Here is an 18,606-nt window from a genome sequence, read left to right on the forward strand (position 1 = left end):
ATTTTGCGCGCAAGGAACTGGACTGTGAATGGCGTAAAATCTGCAATACTATCGCCATCGTCCAGAACTGAACCCCACCATGGATTTACTCTCCGATGTACTCTCGCTGCTTGATACGCGCAGTTCCTATTTTGCGGGCCTGAAGGCGGGTGGCGACTGGGCCATCGACTTTCCGCCGCCGGAGGGCATCAAGTTCAACGCCGTGATCGAAGGCGGTTGCTGGCTGACGGTCGCGGGCATCGACGCTCCCGTGCAGCTACAAACGGGCGACTGCTTCCTGCTCGCGCCTGGGCGCGCGTTCACCCTGGCCAGTACACCCGGCTTGCCAGCCGCCTCGGCGCTTGAAGTGTACCGGCACGCGCCGCAGGGCGTGGCCCGCCACGGCGCGCCGGAACATGATTTTTTCCTTATCGGTGGACGCTTCAGCTTTGGCGACGAAGCGACCATCCTGCTCGACTGCCTGCCCCCGCTGCTGCACCTGCGCGGCGATACGGACCAGGCCAACGTGCTGCACTGGGCCTTGCAACGGCTGGCGCAGGAATTGCAGGCGACGGCGCCCGGTGCGGCGCTAATGACGCGCCACCTGGGCCACATAATGCTGCTGCAAATGCTTCGCCAGTACCTGGCAGCGCAGGCTTCGCATCCAGTGGGCTGGCTGTTCGCGCTGGCCGATCCCCGGCTGCGCGCCGCCATCGAGGCCATGCATGCGCAGCCGGCGCGGCGCTGGACCTTGCAGCAGCTGGCCGCCGTCGCGGGGCAGTCACGCTCGGCCTTTTCCCTGCACTTCAAGAATAGGGTGGGCGTGACGCCGCTCGACTACCTGCTGCGCTGGCGCATGCGCCTTGCCACACGGCGCCTGAGGGACAATGCCGCGACAGTGACGTCGATTGCGCAGGCGCTGGGCTACGATTCGGACAGCGCCTTCAGCCACGCCTTCAAGCGCGTCATGGTCTGCTCGCCGCGCCAGTACCGGCTGCGTCACGCGGGCACGCAGGCGTAAAAAAACCCGCAGCAGCGGGTTTTTTTACGTTCAGGGCCGCGTGACGGGCGGCAAAGCGGCCACCGCCAGCAAGGCAAACGGCCCGAGGAACAGGCCGATGCAGAACCAGACGCCGCCATTGCGCCCACGCCGGCTGGCCAGCAGCCAGGAGGCGATCGCAAACAAAAACATGAAGATCAACAGTATCGCCATTGCCACTCCTTGCCATGCGGAAACCCCAGTGTAGCCGACGGGCGGGCCCGTGCCTAGACGTACATCAGTCCTGGCGCTGCACCTGCATCAGGATCACGCGCTTGCTGCTGCCATCGGCCGGCGGCGTGGCGGATGGCGGCGGTGGGCTGTCGCAGGAGCCGCAGGAACCGCAGCCACTGCCGCAGCCCGGCGCCACCTTGAAAAAGGTCGACATCTTCGCCTCATCGAGGCCGCAGCGCACCAGGCCACGCACGATGGCGCGGCGCACGCCCGGCGGCAGGTACTTGGTCGAAAAATGCAGCAGCGCGGCTGCGACGATCAGGGCGACGATAATGGTTTGCCACATGGTGTACTCCTAAGCGCCCAGCATCAGAGCGACGCGGTACGTGATGAACGAGGCTGCGTAGGCCAGGGCGAACATATAGCCGGCCATCAGCAGCGGATAGCGCCAGCCTCCCGTTTCGCGTTTCACCACGGAGAGGGTCGACAGGCACTGCGGCGCGAACACATACCAGGCCAGCAAGGACAGCGCGGTGGCCATTGACCAGGAATGGGCGATCAGCGGTTCCAGGGTGGAGGCCAGCGCGTCGCCCGTTTGCGACAGCGCGTACACGGTGCCCAGGGCGCCGACGGCCACTTCGCGCGCCGCCATGCCTGGCACCAGCGCGATGCAGATTTGCCAATTGAAACCGATGGGCGCGAAGATCACTTCCAGGCCGCGGCCCAGGATGCCGGCCAGGCTGTAATAGATCGGCGGATGGATCGCGTTGTCCGGCGCGCCGGGGAAGGTGCTGAGGAACCACAGGATAATCATCAGGCTCAGGATGATGGTACCGACGCGCGTCAGGAAGATCTTCGCGCGCTCCCACAGGCTGACGGCCAGGTTGCGCAGATGGGGCCAGTGGTAGGCTGGAAGTTCCAGCATCAGCGGCTGGTTGCCGCGCACGCCCATGCCGCGCTTCATGACCCAGGCCACGGCCATGGCCGAGATGATGCCGGCGAAGTACAGGACAAACAGCACCAGACCTTGCAGGCTCAGATAACCCCACACCTGGCGCTGCGGGATGAAGGCGGCGATGATCAGCGCATATACGGGCAGGCGCGCCGAACACGTCATCAGCGGGGCGATCATGATGGTGACCAGGCGGTCGCGCGGGTTCTGGATGGTGCGCGCCGCCATCACGCCGGGAATGGCGCAGGCAAAGCTCGACAACAGCGGGATGAAGGCACGGCCCGACAGGCCCACGCCGCCCATCAGGCGGTCCAGCAGGAAGGCCGCGCGCGGCAGGTAGCCGCAGTCTTCCAGGCTCAGGATAAAGAAGAACAGGATCAGGATCTGCGGCAGGAATACCAGCACGCTGCCGACGCCGCCGATGATGCCTTCCACCAGCAAGCTTTTCAGGTGGCCATCGGGCATGTTCGCCGTCAGCAAGGCACCCAGGTGGCCCACGCCATCGGTGATCATTTCCATCGGCGTGGCAGCCCAGGCAAACACTGCCTGGAAGATCAGGAACATCAGCGCGGCCAGGATGAGGGGGCCGAACACGGGGTGCAGCACCACATCGTCGATTTTTTCCGTCAGGTTGCCCGTGTCGCTGGTGTTATTGCTGACGGCTGCCAGGATGCGGCGCACTTCGCGCTGGGTTTCTTCGACGCTGACGGCATCGATGGCCGCCAGCGGTTTTGCGTCCACGACCGGCAGCGGCAGCATGGCGTCAATGGCGTTCAACAGGGCTTTTTCGCCGTCGTGCTGCACCGCGACGGTTTCCACCACGGGCATGCCCAGTTCTAGCGACAGCTTGGCCGTATCGATGAGCATGCCGCGCTTGCGCGCCACGTCCGTCATGTTCAGGGCCAGCAGCATGGGCAAGCCCAGGCGCTTGACTTCCAGCACCAGGCGCAAGTTCAGGCGTAAATTGGTGGCGTCGACCACGCAGATGATGGCGTCCGGGCGCGGGTCGCCCTTGCGCAATCCCCCCACCACGTCGCGCGTGATGGCTTCATCGGGCGTGGTGGCGGACAGGCTGTAGGCGCCAGGCAGGTCGAGCAGGCGCACGGGCGTGCCACCCGGCGAGGTGAAATGGCCTTCCTTGCGCTCGATGGTCACGCCGGCGTAGTTCGCCACTTTCTGGCGCGCACCCGTCAAACGGTTGAACAGGGCGGTCTTGCCGCAGTTCGGGTTGCCCAGCAAGGCAATTTGTGGCTGATGCGGCGCTTTGTGCGCGCCCGCATCGACGATAGTTTCGACAGCACCCATGGTTATTCCGGTTGAAGCAGCGGTTGAATCGTGATCAGCGCCGCTTCGAAGCGGCGCAGTGCGAACGTGGCATTGCCGACCTTGATGGCCAGCGGGTCGCCGCCGGGCATGCCGCGCTTGAGCATGCGGAGTCGTTCGCCAGGAACGAATCCCAGCTCCATCAACCGGCGGGCGAGATCGACGCCGTCTTCCGTCTGTCCTGCCGCGTGGGGCGTGATATGCAACACCGTGCCGCTCTGGCCGACTGCCAGCGCGTCGAGCGTCATCAGGGGTGGAACTAGAGTCATGAGCAAATTCCGTTCAAATTAAGAACACCGGGGACAGACTGCTGCGCGCGGCGCATGCCCTGGGTGTTGTGAGGTAAAACGCAACTGTTGCGCATTACCGACAAGCGGCCTTTCAAACTGTCCAGATGGCGACCGTCCGAGACAATACCAGCATTATAAACATGAATGCGAATTGTTTTTATTTGGCCCGGAGAGTGGCCCCTGTCAAGGGCTGCGCCATGCGCGCGAAGCGCATATCAAGCTGCCGCGCCGAGCCGCCAAGCGCCGCACACTTGATCAAAATCGCTTGCATTGTCCTGCACTTTGCGCGACAATGAAACGTAATGATAATGATTCTCATTAAAACACTAGCAACAATGCTTCAGGGTACTAGTGTCTATTCATCATCCAGCCAGAAGGTGTATCAATGATTGTATGTGTCTGCAACAACATATCTGATCGTGAAATCCGTCAAGCCGTCGATCTTGGCCTCTCCAGCATGGCCGAACTGCGCCGCGACCTGGGCGTGGCCACCTGCTGCGGCAAATGCCATAGCTGCGCGCGGGAAGTGCTGAACGATCACTTGAGCGCCACCGTGGTACTGCAAGAAACCGTATTGATGCGAGCCGTACTGACAAACTAAAGAAAGCGATGAACGCCATGACGATGATGCCCCCGCCCGTAACGGTGCAGGCCGTGCAACAATTTGCCAACTTCGACAAGAAGCGCAACAAGTTCGCGCCGCTGATGGCCATCGTCGTCCTGCATATCGCCGGCTTTTACGCCATCCAGAGCGGCCTGTTGAGCCGCGTCGTCACGGCGGCCATGCCGACCATCACCACCATCAGCATCATCGCCCCGCCGGCGCCACCCAAGCCCCCGGCACCGTCCGTACCGAAAACCGTGGAACTGAGCGCTCCCGTGCCGCGCGCCGTGATCCCGCCGCTGCCGCTGATCGCCGTGGCGCCGAGCGAACCGACGATCACGCCGCCACAGCCTACGCGCGCAGAAGCGGCGCCTGTGGCCGCCGCCGCGCCGGCAGCGCCATCGACACCGGCGCCGTCACCACCTGCACCCGCGGCACCGCGCACCGTCAGCAGCGTCGAATACATCAAGGCACCGCAACTGATCTACCCGAATTTGTCGCGCCGCCTGGGCGAGAGCGGCACCGTGGTATTGCGCATTCTGATCAATGAAAAAGGTTTGCCTGAGCAAATCCTGATCCATAAATCGACCGGCTACGGCAACCTCGATGAAGCGGGCCGCCAGGCCGCGCAGCGCGCGCTGTTCAAGCCCATGATCGAAAACGGCAAGCCCGTACCCGTGTACGTGCTCGTGCCCCTGACCTTCCAACTGAGCTAGCCTTCCGGCGGCCCTTGCGCCGCTGCCAGCCCGCAAGCATCGCACCGTGTGCCTGCTTGCTTTTTTGCGCCCTGTTTTTAGTCAAGCGATTTGCTTGTTTCAGTCTGCCAGCCACCATCCCCGGGCCAGGCAGACTTTTTTTTGCCAGATGCGCAGCGCGCTATGGGGTCAGACCCTCAACACCGCCAACGCAAAGTTCAGCGCCAACGTCGCCGGGGGTCTGACCCCTGCCTTACATCTCCGCCCACATCCTGAGCAGGTTGTGGTAATGCCCCGTCAAGCCCACCGTCGCCGGCGAATCGCCGTGCTCGCCACGCACGCTCTGGATGTTCTGATCGAGTTCGAACAGCATGCTGCGCTTCCAGTCTTCGCGCACCATGCTTTGCGTCCACAGGAATGAACAGATCCGCTCGCCACTGGTGACGGGCAACACCTGATGCACGCTGCTCGACGGATACACGATGACGTCGCCTGCAGGCAGCTTCACTTCATGCGTACCGTAGGAATCGACCACCACCAGCTCGCCGCCTTCGTACTCATCCGGCTCGCTCAGGAACACGGTCGAGGAGACGTCCGCGCGCATCGACTGCATGCCATTTTTCGGCGTGCGGATGGCGCCGTCGATATGCAGACCATAGTGCTCGCCGCCCGCGTAGCTGTTGAAGAACGGCGGCAGGATGCGCAGCGGCAGCACGGCCGAAAAGAACAGCGGATTGGCCATCAGCGCGCGGCTGACGATCTCGCCCAACTCCAGCGCCAGCGGCGAACCCTCGGCCAGCTGGCGGTTGCGCTTGACCTGCGCGCCTTGCGCCCCGACGCTGGCGCGACCGTCGACCCAGTCCGTCTGCGCCAGGCGCTGGCGAAAATGCGTCACCTGTTCCGGTGTCAGCACGCCGGGTATATGCAGCATCATCTTGCTATCCTTTGTAGTGAGTTTCCCCGGTGATTATCGCATCGCCACCAGCAGCCAAGAATACGTAAAGGCAAGAATGTCGCAAACATTTTGCGCCGTTTCCACGCGACAATCCAGGCCCGCTGAAAACGCACGACAGACGGCATGAACGCGAATGAGAATGGCCTTCATTTTCCTTGACAAATAAAAAACGGAAAAATCTGGCAATCCATTTGAGAATGGGTTTTATTCGCACGATATTTACGTTAAATAGACGGAAAAACACCGTTTCACAGCAAGAAACGCCCATATTTTGCGCTATCATGCGGGCATAGCGAGACCGGCAACCTGCGCGCCACCAGGCAGCCCTGCGCCACCCGGCAGTGAACGCCAGCAGCCTCCGGTTTCATCATCGAACGCGACACAGAACAAAGGAAATCCCATGAAGGGCGATAAAGAAGTCATCCGCATGCTCAACGCACAGCTCACCAACGAACTGTCGGCCATCAACCAGTACTTCCTGCATGCGCGCATGTACAAGCACTGGGGCCTGGAAAAGCTGGGCAAGAAGGAATACGAAGAATCGATCGGCGAAATGAAACACGCCGACAAGCTGATCGACCGCATCCTGATGCTCGACGGCCTGCCTAACCTGCAAGCGCTGCACAAGCTGCTGATCGGCGAGAACACGCCGGAAATGCTGGAATGCGATTTGAAACTGGAACGCGCCGCGCACGCCACCGTCAAGGAAGGCATCGCCATCAGCGAAAAAGCGGGCGACTACGTCTCGCGCGACCTGTTCCTGATGATCCTGGAAGACACGGAAGAGCATATCGACTGGCTCGAAACGCAGATCGATCTGATCGCCAAAGTCGGTATTCAGAATTATCTGCAAAGCCAGATGGCGATTGAAGAGTAATCCTTTCGCAGCATCGTAAAAAAACCGGCAGAGCCGGTTTTTTTACGTCCGTCCTCAAGTCTTTGTGGCCTGCGGCGGGCGCAGCTTGACGAACAGCACCGCCACCGCAGCGCACAGCAACAGGGCGCCGGCCAGCCGGATGACGTTCTCCGGATTGCCGCCCAGCCAGCTGCGGTAATACAGGGGCAGGGTGAAGATCTGAATGATCATCGGGATGACGATGAACATGTTGAAGATGCCCATGTAGACGCCCGTGCGCTCGGGCGGAATGCAGCCGGCCAGCATGATGTAGGGATTGCCCATGATGCTGGCCCAGGCCAGGCCCACGCCCAGCATGGGCAGCAACAGCAGCGCCGGGCTGTGGATCAGCGGGATGCTCAGCATGCCCACTCCGGCCGCGCACAGGCACAGGCTGTGCATGCGCTTGGGGCCGAAACGGCGCGTGAACGGCACCAGCGCAAAGGCAGCGACAAAGGCGACGAAATTGTAGAAGGCACCCACCTGCCCGTTCAGCAGGCCCGCGTCGCGAAAGCCTTGCGACGCGGGGTCCGTCGTGTGGAACAGGGTCGCTGCCAGCGACAGCGCAATGTACTGCCAGTAGCAGAACATGGCGTACCACTGGAACAGGTTGACGATGGCCAGCTGCTTCATCGTCGGCGGCATCTCGCGCAGGGCCGCGCCGATATCGGCCAGCGTGTGGCGCCAGCCCGGCGGGCGGCTGCGGATGGCCGCCAGCTCGGCCGCCGTGAGGGGGTTTTCCGGCGTCGTCTTCAGGGTCCACAGCACTGAGGCAAGCGAGAACACGGCGCCGATCAGGAAGGCGGCGATGACGATATGCGGGATATGGCTGCCATTGACGGCATCCTTGTTCATGCCCAGCATGACCAGCAGCGATGGGGTCAGGTAGGCCAGCGTTTGCCCCAGCCCCGTAAACGCACTTTGCGTAAGAAAGCCCAGCGAATGCTGCTTCTTGTCCAGCTTGTCGCTGACAAAGGCGCGGTATGGCTCCATCGTCACGTTGTTGGCCGCGTCGAGTATCCACAGCAGGCTGGCGGCCATCCACAGGGTAGGACTGAACGGCATGGCCAGCAGGCCCAGGCTGCACAGGATGGCGCCGATCAGGAAGTACGGCGTGCGACGGCCCCAGCGCGTCACCGTGCGGTCGCTCATGGCGCCGATCAGGGGCTGCACGAGCAGCCCCGTCATGGGACCGGCCAGCCACAAATATGGCAGGCTCGCCTCGTCGGCGCCCAGGTATTTGTAGATGGGGCTCATGCTGCTTTGCTGCAGCCCGAAGCTGAACTGGATGCCGAAAAAACCGACATTCATGTTGACGATCTGCCAGAACGACAGATGCGGGCGGTGCGTGGTGGCGTCGCTCATGCCGGTTCCCTTTCCAGCCACAGCATATGCCAGGGCTGCAGACATACGGTGCCGGCCAGCACGCTGCCATCGAGGCTGTTGCGCCACTCGCCTGTTGGCAAGGTGTAGCGCTGACTGGCGCCGCTGAAATTGCTCAGGTTGAGAAACGCGTCGCCCCGCAGCAGCGCCAGCACGGCCGGCGTGTCGGCCGGCAGCACGCTGCGCGGCGCAGCGGCGGCCAGGGCCGGCAAGCGCCTGCGCGCGTCGATCAATTGGCGCAGCGCCAGGTACAGCCGGCCGCTGGCGCTCACACCATCGTGGCGCCATGCGAGCAGGCTGTCGTCGAACGCCGGACGCTGCAGCCAGCGGCTGTCCATCGCCCGGTCCGCGCGCTGCGTGTAGCTGTAATCGTTGGTCATGCCCAGTTCATCGCCCATGTACAGCACCGGCAAGGCGCCAAAGCTCAAGGCCAGGCCATGCAGCAGCAGCAGGCGCCGCAACGCGTATTCCTGCTCCTGTACCGTGGTGGCGCTTTCCAGGCCGGCCAGCGAGGCGGCCATGCCGTTGCTGCCATGCGCCTTGTCGGCGCTGCTGCTCTGGAAGGCGGCGCCGCGCGCATAGCTGCCTGTGCCCGGCGTGCCGGCAAAGAACTGCGCGATGCGCGCCAGGCGCGCCGGCCCGTCCGCGCCCGCTTCATTGAGCAGCACGTTCCAGCCGATGTCATCGTGGCAGCGTACATAACTGAGCCAGCTTGCGGCCGGCGGCAGCGGTGGCGTGGCGGCGATCACCTGCTGCAGCAGATCCGTGCTTTCCTCCGCCAGCGCGCCCCAGCCGGCGGCCATCAGGCTGCTGTGATAGGCGATATGGCATTCGGGCGCGGCATCGCTGCCAAAATAGGCGGGCAGCTTGGGCGTGGGCACGATGGCTTCGGCCTTGAGCAATACGCCAGGCGCAACGAGGGCGGCGATGGCGCGCAAAGCTTGCAGCAGGCTGTGGGCTTCAGGCTGGTTCATGCAGTCCGTGCCTTCGCGTTTCCACAGGAAGGCCGTCGAATCGAGACGGAATACTTCGATGCCCTTGTTGGCCAGGCCCAGCATGGCGCAGGCCATGGCCGCGAAGACGGCCGGATTGGCGTAGTTCAAATCCCACTGGTAGGGATAAAACGTGGTCCAGACCCAGCGCTGGAGCTCTGGCACGAAGGTGAAATTGCCCGGCGCCGCCTGCGGGAAAACCTGGCCTACCGTTCGCTCGTAGCGGTCCGGCTGCGCGCGGTCGGGATAGGTGTGGAAAAAATCGCGCAGCAGCGGATCGCCCGCCTTCGCGCCCAGCGCCCACGCATGGTCATCGGCCACATGGTTGAGGATCAGGTCCGAGCACAGGCTGATGCCGGCTGCGCGCAGCTGCGCAGTCAATGCCTGCAAGTCGGCATTGCTGCCCAGCGCAGGGTCGACTTCCTCGAAGCTGGCGACGGCAAAGCCTCCATCGCTTTCGCCGGCGCGCGGCCGCAAAAATGGCAGCAAATGCAGATACGTCACGCCCAGTTCGCGCAAGTGGGCAATGCGCGCGGCCACCCCCTGCAGGCTGCCGCCGAAGCGCTGCACGTAGGCGCTGTAGCCCAGCATGGACTGGCTGGCAAACCAGTCCGGCTGCGCTTCGCGCTGCGCATCTTGCCGCAGCAGCGCCGGCGCGCGCGCCGCGTATAGCCGCCCCACGCTTTCCATCAGGTCTCCCAGCCAGGGCAGGAAGTCCGGCCGCTGGCCATACAGGCTGCCCAGGCGTTCAAGCAAGACCGCCTCCTGGCGCGCGTAGCGGCGCGCCGCATCGTTGCGCAAGGGCGTGGGGAGCGGCGCCAGCAGGCGCGCCAGGGGGCTGCGTATCGACATCATGAATCCTATCCTTGCTTAAAATGCGTATTTCAGGCTGACCTTGACGGCGCGCCCCGTGATCGAGCGGGCAGCATGGCCATCACCCTCGACTTCCGTATAGCCGATCTTGTTGAGCAGATTGTTCGCCGTCAGCGCCACCTGCATTTGCGGCGTGAGCTGGTAATTGACGAAGGCATTGAGCACCTGGTAGGCGGGCAAGGTGATCGTATGCGCATCGTCGCCCCACGACTTGCCCGTGCCGACCAGGCTGGCGCCCAAGGTAGCCGCTCCCCATTCATAGGTAGGCGCGAGCTGGTACACGACACGCGCCTGGCGCCGCGGCGTATTGCCGATCAGCGCCACATCGGCCGCTGCCGTGCCCGTGATCTCGGCATCCGTGAACGTCAGGCCGCCATTGATGCGGAAGTCGCCCGCGCTGTAGGCCGCTTCCAGTTCCACGCCCTTCGCTTCATAGCTGTTGGCCGTGCGCAGCTGGGTAGTCGCTTCGTAATTGCTTTCCTTGGTCTTGGCCTGGAACACGGTGACGAAGGTGCTCAGGGGACCTTGGCGCCATTTCACGCCGCCTTCAAGCTGGCGCACGGTATTGATGGCCACGGGCACGCTGCCATCCAAGGGCGTGCCGAACAGGATGCGGTCGGCATTGAAGGCCACGCCTTCGCTGACACGGGCAAACACGGCCAGGTTGGCTTGCAGCTTGTAGTTCGCGCCCAGCGAGTACGAGGTGTGGCCCAAGGTGTAGTCGACCTGCTGCACCGTCGACGGCAGATAGGCTTGCGCGCCGGTGGCGATATTGGCCGTGCCGCTGGCATGCTGGCGGTCGCGCCGCAGGCCGCCGTCGAGGTTCAGCGCACCGCTTTCCCAGGCCAGGTTCAGGTACGGTGACGTCGTGCGGTACTCCATGTCGACGGCGCGCGAGCAGCAGGCACCGAAGGCCGGGCCGATATAGCCTGGCGTGCTGCTGGCCGTTTGCAGCAGCGCCGGCTGGTCGCCCGTGGCCTGCATCAGGTATTCATTGAAGTTCCAGGTCAGGCCCAGCTTTTGCTGCGACAGGTACAGGCCGGCCGTGGTGGTCAGTTTGCCGCTGTCGAGAACAAAAGTCTTGGCCAGCTTGGTGTCGCTCAGGGTATTGCTGGCGTCGTCGATCGAGGTATTGAACACCACGGCGGAAAAGGCCCGGCCGACATAAGGCTTGCCCAGATTCGGTCCGCTCGCAAACACATAGCTGCCGTCGCTGCCGTTATTCGACGGGAAGACGCCCGTGAAGCGGCCGGAATTGTCTGCGTAGCGGAAGTTTTCGCTCACGCTCCAGCCCTGCCCAAGCTTGAATGATGCTTCCAGGCCTACGGTGTCGCTCTTCACGTGCAAGCCGTCGTTGACGCGGGTGGCCACGCGCTGGTTATCCTTGTTCAGCACCATGTCGGGCACCCAGTACGGCGAATAGAAACTGGCCTTGCGCGGGTCGATGCCGGCGATTTCCGTGATGCGGCCATTGCTCACGCTGACCGGCACCGGCAGGGCCGTGGGCGACTGGTCGTCGAGGTGCTTGAACGATAGCCGCACGAAGCCGCTGTCGAATTCATGCGTGACATTGCCGCGGATCTGGCCGCCCTTTTCACTGTTGACGCCGCTGTGGCGGATGCCTTCGCCCGTACGCCAGGAGCCGCCGATGAAGAAGCGCGTACGCTCCGAGAGCGGCGCGCCATAGTCGAAGTCCACGCGGGTCTGGTCATAGCCCAGGCCGCGGCTGATGGCCACGCTGCCACCCTGCTCCTTGCCATTCTTGCTGATGAAATTGATGATGCCGCCCGGCGAGTTGGTGGCCAGGGTGGAGGCCGAGCCGCCGCGCACCACTTCCAGGTGGTCCAGGGTGGAATCGATTTTCACGAAGCTGTCGGGCGTGGTGAAGTTGAAGTCGCCAAACTGCAGCACCGGCAAACCATCTTCCTGGATCTGCACATAGCGCGCGCCGCCGGCGGAAATGGGCAGGCCGCGCACGGTGATGTTGGCATTGCCTTCGCCGCCCGAAGACTCGGCCCGCAAGCCCGGCACCGAGCGCAGGACTTCGGCGGCGCTGGTCGGCGCATTGTGCAGGATGGTGTCGAGTTCCATGCTGCTGACGGAATTACTCGATTTCATTTTCGACGTGCCGCCGGTGGTGCCCGTGACCACGATGCGTTCCAGGTTCAGGCCATCGGCGGGGGCGGCGCTGGCGGTGTCGCCGGTGGATTGTGCCTGGGCCGCGCCCAATTGCAGCATGGCCAGGGCGACGGCTGCGGCCATGCAGCCGCGTTGAGCAGTACGTGTCTTCATCTTGTCTCCAGTGTTGTATGCCGATACATCGAGGTATCCGCTTGTTATGAGTCCTGGCCGCTACATGCCGTGGCGCGCTGGCTGAGCCGGTACGTCATTATTCAACGAATAAGAATTTATTGCAATCGATTGCAATCGAGCACTGCAACATGAAATTTATGTTGTTTTTAAGAGAATAATACGAAGGGAGCAGAGGTAATAAGCGCTTATGCGCTGAGCAAACAGGGCTTTTCATGCGGCACTGCAGCATGAAAATATAGGAGGTAAATCTAAATTATTGCAATCGGTTGCAGCCGATGAAGCATGCCCACCTCAGCGGCCCGAGGCGCGTACGATCAGCTCGGTTGGCAATTGCTGGGATGGCGCTGCTGCGCCGTCGACCAGCGCCAGCAGCGAGGCCACCAGCGCGCGCCCGGCGGCGCGGATCGGCTGGCGCACGGTGGTCAGCGGCGGATGGAAATACGCGGCCAGTTCGATATCGTCGTAGCCAACCACGGCCACCTGCTCCGGCACGGCCACGCCGCGCGCGCGCAGGGCACTGATGGCGCTCATGGCCAGCAAGTCGCTGCAGGCGAAGATGGCGTCGAACGGGAGGCGGCGGTCCAGCAATTCCTGCACGTCCGTCGCTCCGCCCTGCGGCAGGAAGGAACCGGCCACGTACAGTTGCGGGTCGGGCACCAAACCCTGCGCGGCCAGCGCCTGCGCATAACCCTGGTGGCGCTGCGCCACTTCGGGCAGCTTGGCGTCGCCAAAGAAGGCGATGCGCGTGCGCCCCGCCGCCAGCAAGTGTTCCGTGGCCAGCCTGCCGCCGGCGACGTTATCGCCCCCGACGGTGCAATACAGCTGCTGCGGCAATTGCGCGCCCCACACGACGATGGGCACCTGGCGCGCGGCCAGCTGATTCAGTTGTTCATGGTGGCGCCACTGGCCGATCAGGATAATGCCGATCACGCGGCCGCTATCGAAAGACTGGGCGGCAGCATCGAGCGTTTCGGCATCCACGCGCGAAATGAGCATGTCGAAGCCCTGCTCCGTCAGCGCATCGGCAAGGCTGCCCAGCATGCTGAGGAAAAAGGGGTCGGACAGGTGCTGGCGCGTGGCTGCGTCATACGGCACCACCACGCCTACCGTGCGGTTCTGTTTCAGGCGCAGGTTTTGCGCGCCGATATTGATGGAATACTTGAGCGAACGGGCCAGCGCGATGACGCGCGCGCGCGTCTCTTCATTGACCAGCGAACTACCGCTCAGCGCGCGCGACACGGTGGACGTGGATACGCCAGCCAGGCGCGCGATATCGGCCATCTGCAGGCGTTGCTGCGCCTTCGAATCGGTACCGGTCATCGTACGCTCACTGCGGCACGGTGTCCTTGAACGATGGCCGCTCGGACAGTTTGTCGAACAGGCGCGCCAGCGCGGGATGGTCCGCACGCCAGTCGATTTCCGGGAAGCGGAAGCTGAGCCAGCCCAGCGTGCAGCCCACGGCCACGTCGGCCAAGGTGTAGTTCTTGCCGGCGCAATACGCACTCTCGCCCAGGCGCGCCTCGAGCGCGGCCAGGCCCAGCGTGATCTTGTCGAGCTGGCGCGCGATCCAGGCCGCGCTCTGCTGCTCGGGCGGGCGCTGCGTGCGCTCCAGGCGCACCAGCACGCCCGCGTCAAGGATGCCGTCGGCCAGCGCTTCCCAGTTCTTGATATCGGCCCGCTCGCGGCCATTGCCGCCGGCCGGCAGCAGCTTGCACACGGGCGTGAGCGTGTCGAGGTATTCGACGATGACTTTCGAATCGATCAGCGTGCTGCCATCCTCCATCACCAAGCAGGGCACCTTGCCCAAGGGATTAGCCTGGGCAATGCGGGTTTCCGGCACCCACACGTTTTCCAGCTCGAAGACATAGTCGAGCTTTTTTTCCGCCAGCACGATACGGGCTTTGCGGACATACGGGCTGGCGAGGGAGCCGATCAGTTTCATAGGTACTTTAAGGTAAAGGAGCAGCAATCAGTATAGCATCGGCGGCAGCGGCGTTTGGCAGCACGCGCCTGGCGCTGCCTCAGGTGTGGCAGGCACGCCGCATCGGGGCCGGATTCGGCCAGAATGGGGGCCATCCGCCGCCGACGGACGGCTGGCCAGCGGCCAGCGGTGGTAAAATCGCCCTTTACTGTGGCGCCGTCAGTGTTGCTGTATTGCAATAACCCTGCCCTCCCCGCGCGCCACACGCCAACCGTTTCTTTAACTTGCGTCCGCTCTCATGACTTCTACTACTCCGTATTCCACGCTGTCGGCCCTGTCTCCGCTCGATGGCCGCTACGCCAGCAAGACCGATCTGCTGCGCCCGATCCTGTCCGAAGCCGGTTTCATGCACCACCGCGTGAAAGTGGAAATCTCCTGGCTGCAAGCGCTGTCGCAAGCCGGTTTCGCTGAAATCAAGCCTTTCTCGGCAGAAGCGAGCGCCCTGCTCGACAAGATGGCGGCCGACTTTTCGGAAGCCGACGCGGCCCGCATCAAGGCCATCGAAGCGGTCACCAACCATGACGTCAAGGCTGTCGAGTACTGGCTGAAGGAACAAGTGGCGGACGTGCCGGAACTGGTGGCGGCGTCGGAATTCATCCATTTCGCCTGCACCTCGGAAGACATCAACAACACCTCGCACGGCATGATGCTGAAAGCCGCGCGCGATGGCGTGATGCTGCCGGCATTGAACGGCCTGGTGGCCAAGCTGACGCAGATCGCGCACGACAATGCCGACGTGCCGATGCTGTCGCGCACGCACGGCCAGACGGCCAGCCCGACCACCCTGGGCAAGGAGTTTGCCAACGTCGTGGCCCGCTTGCAGCGCGCGGTGAAACGCATCGAACAAGTGGAAATCCTCGGCAAGATGAATGGCGCCGTCGGCAATTACAACGCCCACCTGTCGGCCTATCCCGGCTTCGACTGGCCCGCATTCTCCCAGGCCGTCATCGAACAGCGCCTGGGCCTGGTGTTCAACCCGTACACCATCCAGATCGAGCCGCACGACTACATGGCCGAACTGTTTGACGCCTTCGCGCGCGCCAACACGATCTTGCTGGACCTGAACCGCGACATCTGGACGTATGTCTCGCTGGGCTACTTCAAGCAAAAGCTGAAAGCGGGCGAAATCGGTTCGTCGACCATGCCGCACAAAGTCAACCCGATCGACTTCGAGAACTCGGAAGGCAACCTGGGCCTGGCCAATGCCGTGCTAAAACATCTGTCGGAAAAACTGCCTGTCTCGCGCATGCAGCGCGACTTGACCGATTCGACCGTGCTGCGCAACATCGGCGTGGGCCTGGGCTACACCTTGCTGGCCTATGACAGCTGCCTGCGCGGCCTGAACAAGCTGGAAGTGAATCACGCACGCCTGGCGCAAGACCTGGACGCGACCTGGGAAGTACTGGCCGAGCCCGTGCAAACCGTCATGCGCCGTTATGGCATCGAAAATCCGTACGAGCAACTGAAAGAATTGACGCGCGGCAAGGGCATCTCGAAAGAGGCGCTGCAAACCTTCGTCAATGGCCTGGCCATTCCGCAAGATGCCAAGGATGTGTTGCTGACCATGACACCGGCTAACTACATCGGTATCGCGGCGCAATTGGCCAAGGCGATCTAAGCGACCATCGCTATCCGGATCAGGCAAATCCACTCCTGCGGGGCGGCCAGCACATAAATGCTGCCCGCCCCGCAGTTTTTCCGGCAGTCTTTCTTGTAGAATCTGCAGCACGCAGCGCCATTTGCTTTTCTTTGGTATATTAGGCCGAATTAGTCCTAATACGTACTACATTCAAGAAAGCCACCGATGCAACGCTACACCACCACCGCCATCATCCTGCACTGGCTGACCGCCCTGCTGATCATCAGCGCCTTTGTCATGGGCCTGGTCATGACGGACATTCCCGGCCTGACGCCCACCAAGCTCAAATATTTCTCCTGGCACAAATGGCTGGGCGTGACCGTGCTGGCCATCGCCGCCATCCGCTTGCTGTGGCGCAAGGCCAACGTGCCGCCGCCGCACCCGGCCAGCATGGTTGCCTGGCAAAAGAAGGCGGCCGACGCCATGCACGTGCTGCTGTATATCCTGATCTTCGCCGTGCCCATTTCCGGCTACCTGTACACCCTGGCCGCTGGCGTGCCGGTGGTGTACCTTGGATTATTCCAGCTGCCCGTCATCATGGCGCCGAACCCGGAACTTAAGCCGCTTTTAAAAGAAATTCATTATGTTCTGAACATGACAATGGCCGCCGCTGTGGCCGCCCATGTGCTGGCAGCGCTGAAGCACCAGTTCATCGACCGCGATGGCGTGCTCAAGCGCATGTTGCCTTAACGTCCTCCCCTTGCTCACTGAAACACAGGAAAAAACAAGATGAAAACCACCCAACGCCTCGTCCTCGCTTCCCTGCTGGGCCTGTCCGTGGCCGCCACCGCAGCCACCCTGCTGAAAGTTGATCCCGCCAAGACCAGTGTGTCGGCCGTGTTCAAGCAAATGAACGTGCCCGTGGAAGCGAAGTTCAAGAAATTCAATATCGCCATCGATTACAACCCGGCCACGCCGGACGCCTCGAAAGCGTCGGTGGAAATCGACACGGCCAGCATCGATATCGGCGACCCCGAGTACAACAAGGAAGTGGCCAAGAAAGAATGGTTCAACTCGGCCCAGTTCCCGAAAGCTACCTTTGTCTCGAGCAGCATCAAGGCCGCCGGCGCGGGCAAGCTGACGGTGAGCGGCAAACTGAGCATCAAAGGCAAGACGACCGACGTGACCTTCCCCCTGACGGTGAAAGCCGATGGCGGCAAATATGCCTTCGACGGCGCCCTGCCGATCAAGCGCCTGACCTACAACATCGGCGAAGGCGAGTGGAAAGACACGAGCATGGTTGCCGACGAGGTCACTATTAAGTTTCATGTTTCTGCTCAGTAACGCCCGAAAATCTGTTGTTTAACTTAATTAGGAATTCAATGAAATTGAAGCATTTGATGATCGCCGTACTGGCAGTAGCCGGCGCGGGTTCGGCCATGGCCGCTACCGACACTTACAACCTCGACCCGACGCACACCTTCCCCAGCTTTGAAGCAGATCACATGGGCATGTCCGTCTGGCGCGGCAAGTTCAACAAGACCAAGGGCACGGTCACCCTCGACCGTGCTGCCAAGACGGGCAGCCTGGACCTGGTCATCGATGCCGATTCGATCGATTTCGGCCTCGACGCCATGAACACACACGCGAAAAAAGCAGACATGTTCAATGTGGAAAAATTCCCGGCAATCACCTACAAGAGCAAGTCGTTCAAGTTCAACGGCGATCAGCTGGTGGAAGTCGATGGCGAGCTGACCTTGCTGGGCGTGACCAAGCCCGTCAAGCTGAACGTGAGCAAATTCAAGTGCATCATGCACCCGCGCTACAAGCGTGAAGTGTGCGGCGCCGACGCCAGCGCGGAATTCAAGCGCAGCGACTTTGGCTTGAGCTACGGCATGCCGGCCTTCTCGCCGGAAGTCAAGCTGGCGATTCAAGTCGAAGCCATCAAGGCCGACTAAGGGTGCTGTAAAGCACCCCTTGCCGCATGACAAGCCCGCCTCGCTGCCCGCAGCCAGGCGGGCTTTTGCATGCGCGAAGCAAATCCGCTGGACTTTTCTATCGTGTGGCATCAGTATCACCTGGCATGATGTTTTTCTAACATGAAACCCCACTTACCCACCGCGCGGAGGACTACATGAATTTCATTATCTGGATCGTTATTGGCGGCGTCATCGGCTGGCTGGCCAGCATGGTCATGAAAACAAATGCGCAACAAGGCATCTTCCTCAATATCGTCGTCGGCATCGTCGGTGCCTTCCTGGGCGGCTGGCTGCTGGCGCCCCTGTTCGGCACGGGCACCATCAATAGCGACAATTTCAGCATGTCCTCGCTGCTGGTCTCGTTCCTGGGCGCAGTCATCCTGCTGGGCATCGTGAATCTTTTGCGCCGCGGCAAAATACGCTAAACCGGCAACTCGCCGTGCATCACGAGATGGCCGGGTCGCGCAAGCGCCTGGCCATTTCTCATTGCGGCCCAGACACGTATGGACAAATACCACAGCCAGCGGACGGAAAAATGCGCGCTGGCGGCCTATTTTCTCCTCTATGCCAGCAAAAATAATGCAATTTGGACAATTCTAT

Annotated in this window: 19 protein-coding genes; 9 read left to right on the forward strand and 10 right to left on the reverse strand. The window is 62.2% G+C overall.

The genetic code is table 11. The features are described from left to right. Window positions 1–79 precede the first annotated feature (79 nt). The gene (locus tag ACQ4WZ_RS18085; protein ID WP_436574140.1) at window positions 80–1,000 is read left to right on the forward strand and encodes an AraC family transcriptional regulator; all 921 of its coding nucleotides are present in this window, start codon (window positions 80–82) and stop codon (window positions 998–1,000) included. A gap of 30 nt (window positions 1,001–1,030) precedes the next feature. On the opposite strand, the gene ACQ4WZ_RS18090 is transcribed toward ACQ4WZ_RS18085, so the two are convergent. From ACQ4WZ_RS18090 to ACQ4WZ_RS18105, 4 genes are all read right to left on the reverse strand, one after another. Continuing rightward, on the reverse strand, window positions 1,031–1,192 hold the full coding sequence (locus ACQ4WZ_RS18090) for a hypothetical protein (RefSeq protein WP_166674680.1): 162 nt from the start codon (window positions 1,190–1,192) through the stop codon (window positions 1,031–1,033). 64 nt (window positions 1,193–1,256) lie between these two features. Then, window positions 1,257–1,538 carry a DUF6587 family protein gene (locus ACQ4WZ_RS18095; RefSeq protein WP_436574141.1) on the reverse strand — a complete coding sequence of 94 codons (282 nt, stop codon included), beginning with the start codon at window positions 1,536–1,538 and terminating at the stop codon, window positions 1,257–1,259. 9 nt (window positions 1,539–1,547) lie between these two features. Further along, window positions 1,548–3,449: a ferrous iron transporter B gene (gene feoB / locus ACQ4WZ_RS18100; RefSeq protein WP_133989151.1), complete on the reverse strand. Its 1,902-nt coding sequence runs from the start codon at window positions 3,447–3,449 to the stop codon at window positions 1,548–1,550. A gap of 2 nt (window positions 3,450–3,451) precedes the next feature. Further along, on the reverse strand, window positions 3,452–3,736 hold the full coding sequence (locus tag ACQ4WZ_RS18105) for a FeoA family protein (protein ID WP_101483044.1): 285 nt from the start codon (window positions 3,734–3,736) through the stop codon (window positions 3,452–3,454). 406 nt (window positions 3,737–4,142) lie between these two features. Between ACQ4WZ_RS18105 and ACQ4WZ_RS18110 the strand changes: the two genes are divergently transcribed. Together ACQ4WZ_RS18110 and ACQ4WZ_RS18115 are read left to right on the forward strand one after the other, a co-directional pair. Next, window positions 4,143–4,358 (forward strand): (2Fe-2S)-binding protein, encoded by a 216-nt coding sequence (locus ACQ4WZ_RS18110; protein ID WP_101483045.1) that lies wholly within the window; start codon window positions 4,143–4,145, stop codon window positions 4,356–4,358. Window positions 4,359–4,375: 17 nt separating this feature from the next. After that, entirely contained in the window at window positions 4,376–5,077 is a 702-nt protein-coding gene (locus ACQ4WZ_RS18115) for an energy transducer TonB (RefSeq protein ID WP_101484762.1), read from the forward strand. A 232-nt stretch (window positions 5,078–5,309) separates the two neighbouring features. Here the strand turns inward: ACQ4WZ_RS18115 and ACQ4WZ_RS18120 are convergent, their stop codons facing one another. Continuing rightward, window positions 5,310–5,990 (reverse strand): Fe2+-dependent dioxygenase, encoded by a 681-nt coding sequence (locus ACQ4WZ_RS18120; RefSeq protein WP_101483046.1) that lies wholly within the window; start codon window positions 5,988–5,990, stop codon window positions 5,310–5,312. Window positions 5,991–6,411: 421 nt separating this feature from the next. Between ACQ4WZ_RS18120 and bfr the strand changes: the two genes are divergently transcribed. Beyond that, window positions 6,412–6,888, forward strand: coding sequence for a bacterioferritin (bfr, locus tag ACQ4WZ_RS18125; RefSeq protein WP_034745609.1), 477 nt, complete (start codon window positions 6,412–6,414; stop codon window positions 6,886–6,888). 54 nt (window positions 6,889–6,942) lie between these two features. Here the strand turns inward: bfr and ACQ4WZ_RS18130 are convergent, their stop codons facing one another. From ACQ4WZ_RS18130 to ACQ4WZ_RS18150, 5 genes are all read right to left on the reverse strand, one after another. Beyond that, window positions 6,943–8,271, reverse strand: coding sequence for an MFS transporter (locus ACQ4WZ_RS18130; protein WP_436574142.1), 1,329 nt, complete (start codon window positions 8,269–8,271; stop codon window positions 6,943–6,945). Then, window positions 8,268–10,136 carry an alpha-amylase family glycosyl hydrolase gene (locus tag ACQ4WZ_RS18135; protein ID WP_436574143.1) on the reverse strand — a complete coding sequence of 623 codons (1,869 nt, stop codon included), beginning with the start codon at window positions 10,134–10,136 and terminating at the stop codon, window positions 8,268–8,270. Before ACQ4WZ_RS18135 ends, ACQ4WZ_RS18130 begins: the two co-directional genes overlap by 4 nt. A 15-nt stretch (window positions 10,137–10,151) precedes the next feature. Then, a complete protein-coding gene (locus ACQ4WZ_RS18140; RefSeq protein ID WP_436574144.1) occupies window positions 10,152–12,446 on the reverse strand; it encodes a TonB-dependent receptor in 2,295 nt (764 codons plus the stop codon). 312 nt (window positions 12,447–12,758) lie between these two features. Next, on the reverse strand, window positions 12,759–13,787 hold the full coding sequence (locus tag ACQ4WZ_RS18145; protein WP_436574145.1) for a LacI family DNA-binding transcriptional regulator: 1,029 nt from the start codon (window positions 13,785–13,787) through the stop codon (window positions 12,759–12,761). Window positions 13,788–13,794: 7 nt separating this feature from the next. Continuing rightward, window positions 13,795–14,409 (reverse strand): glutathione S-transferase N-terminal domain-containing protein, encoded by a 615-nt coding sequence (locus ACQ4WZ_RS18150; protein ID WP_101483050.1) that lies wholly within the window; start codon window positions 14,407–14,409, stop codon window positions 13,795–13,797. Window positions 14,410–14,686: 277 nt separating this feature from the next. On the opposite strand from ACQ4WZ_RS18150, the gene purB reads away from it, so the two are divergent. From purB to ACQ4WZ_RS18175, 5 genes are all read left to right on the forward strand, one after another. Then, on the forward strand, window positions 14,687–16,066 hold the full coding sequence (gene purB, locus ACQ4WZ_RS18155) for an adenylosuccinate lyase (protein ID WP_070302851.1): 1,380 nt from the start codon (window positions 14,687–14,689) through the stop codon (window positions 16,064–16,066). A 186-nt stretch (window positions 16,067–16,252) separates the two neighbouring features. Next, window positions 16,253–16,777 carry a cytochrome b gene (locus ACQ4WZ_RS18160; protein WP_070311507.1) on the forward strand — a complete coding sequence of 175 codons (525 nt, stop codon included), beginning with the start codon at window positions 16,253–16,255 and terminating at the stop codon, window positions 16,775–16,777. A gap of 39 nt (window positions 16,778–16,816) precedes the next feature. Beyond that, window positions 16,817–17,371: a YceI family protein gene (locus ACQ4WZ_RS18165; protein WP_101483052.1), complete on the forward strand. Its 555-nt coding sequence runs from the start codon at window positions 16,817–16,819 to the stop codon at window positions 17,369–17,371. Between the two features lie 38 nt (window positions 17,372–17,409). Then, window positions 17,410–17,985 (forward strand): YceI family protein, encoded by a 576-nt coding sequence (locus ACQ4WZ_RS18170; RefSeq protein WP_436574146.1) that lies wholly within the window; start codon window positions 17,410–17,412, stop codon window positions 17,983–17,985. A gap of 176 nt (window positions 17,986–18,161) precedes the next feature. Further along, window positions 18,162–18,431 carry a GlsB/YeaQ/YmgE family stress response membrane protein gene (locus ACQ4WZ_RS18175; RefSeq protein WP_101483054.1) on the forward strand — a complete coding sequence of 90 codons (270 nt, stop codon included), beginning with the start codon at window positions 18,162–18,164 and terminating at the stop codon, window positions 18,429–18,431. Window positions 18,432–18,606: the final 175 nt, after the last annotated feature.

The sequence above is a fragment of the Janthinobacterium darwini genome (genome assembly GCF_051380905.1).
In the GTDB taxonomy this organism is placed as follows: Bacteria; Pseudomonadota; Gammaproteobacteria; order Burkholderiales; family Burkholderiaceae_D; genus Janthinobacterium.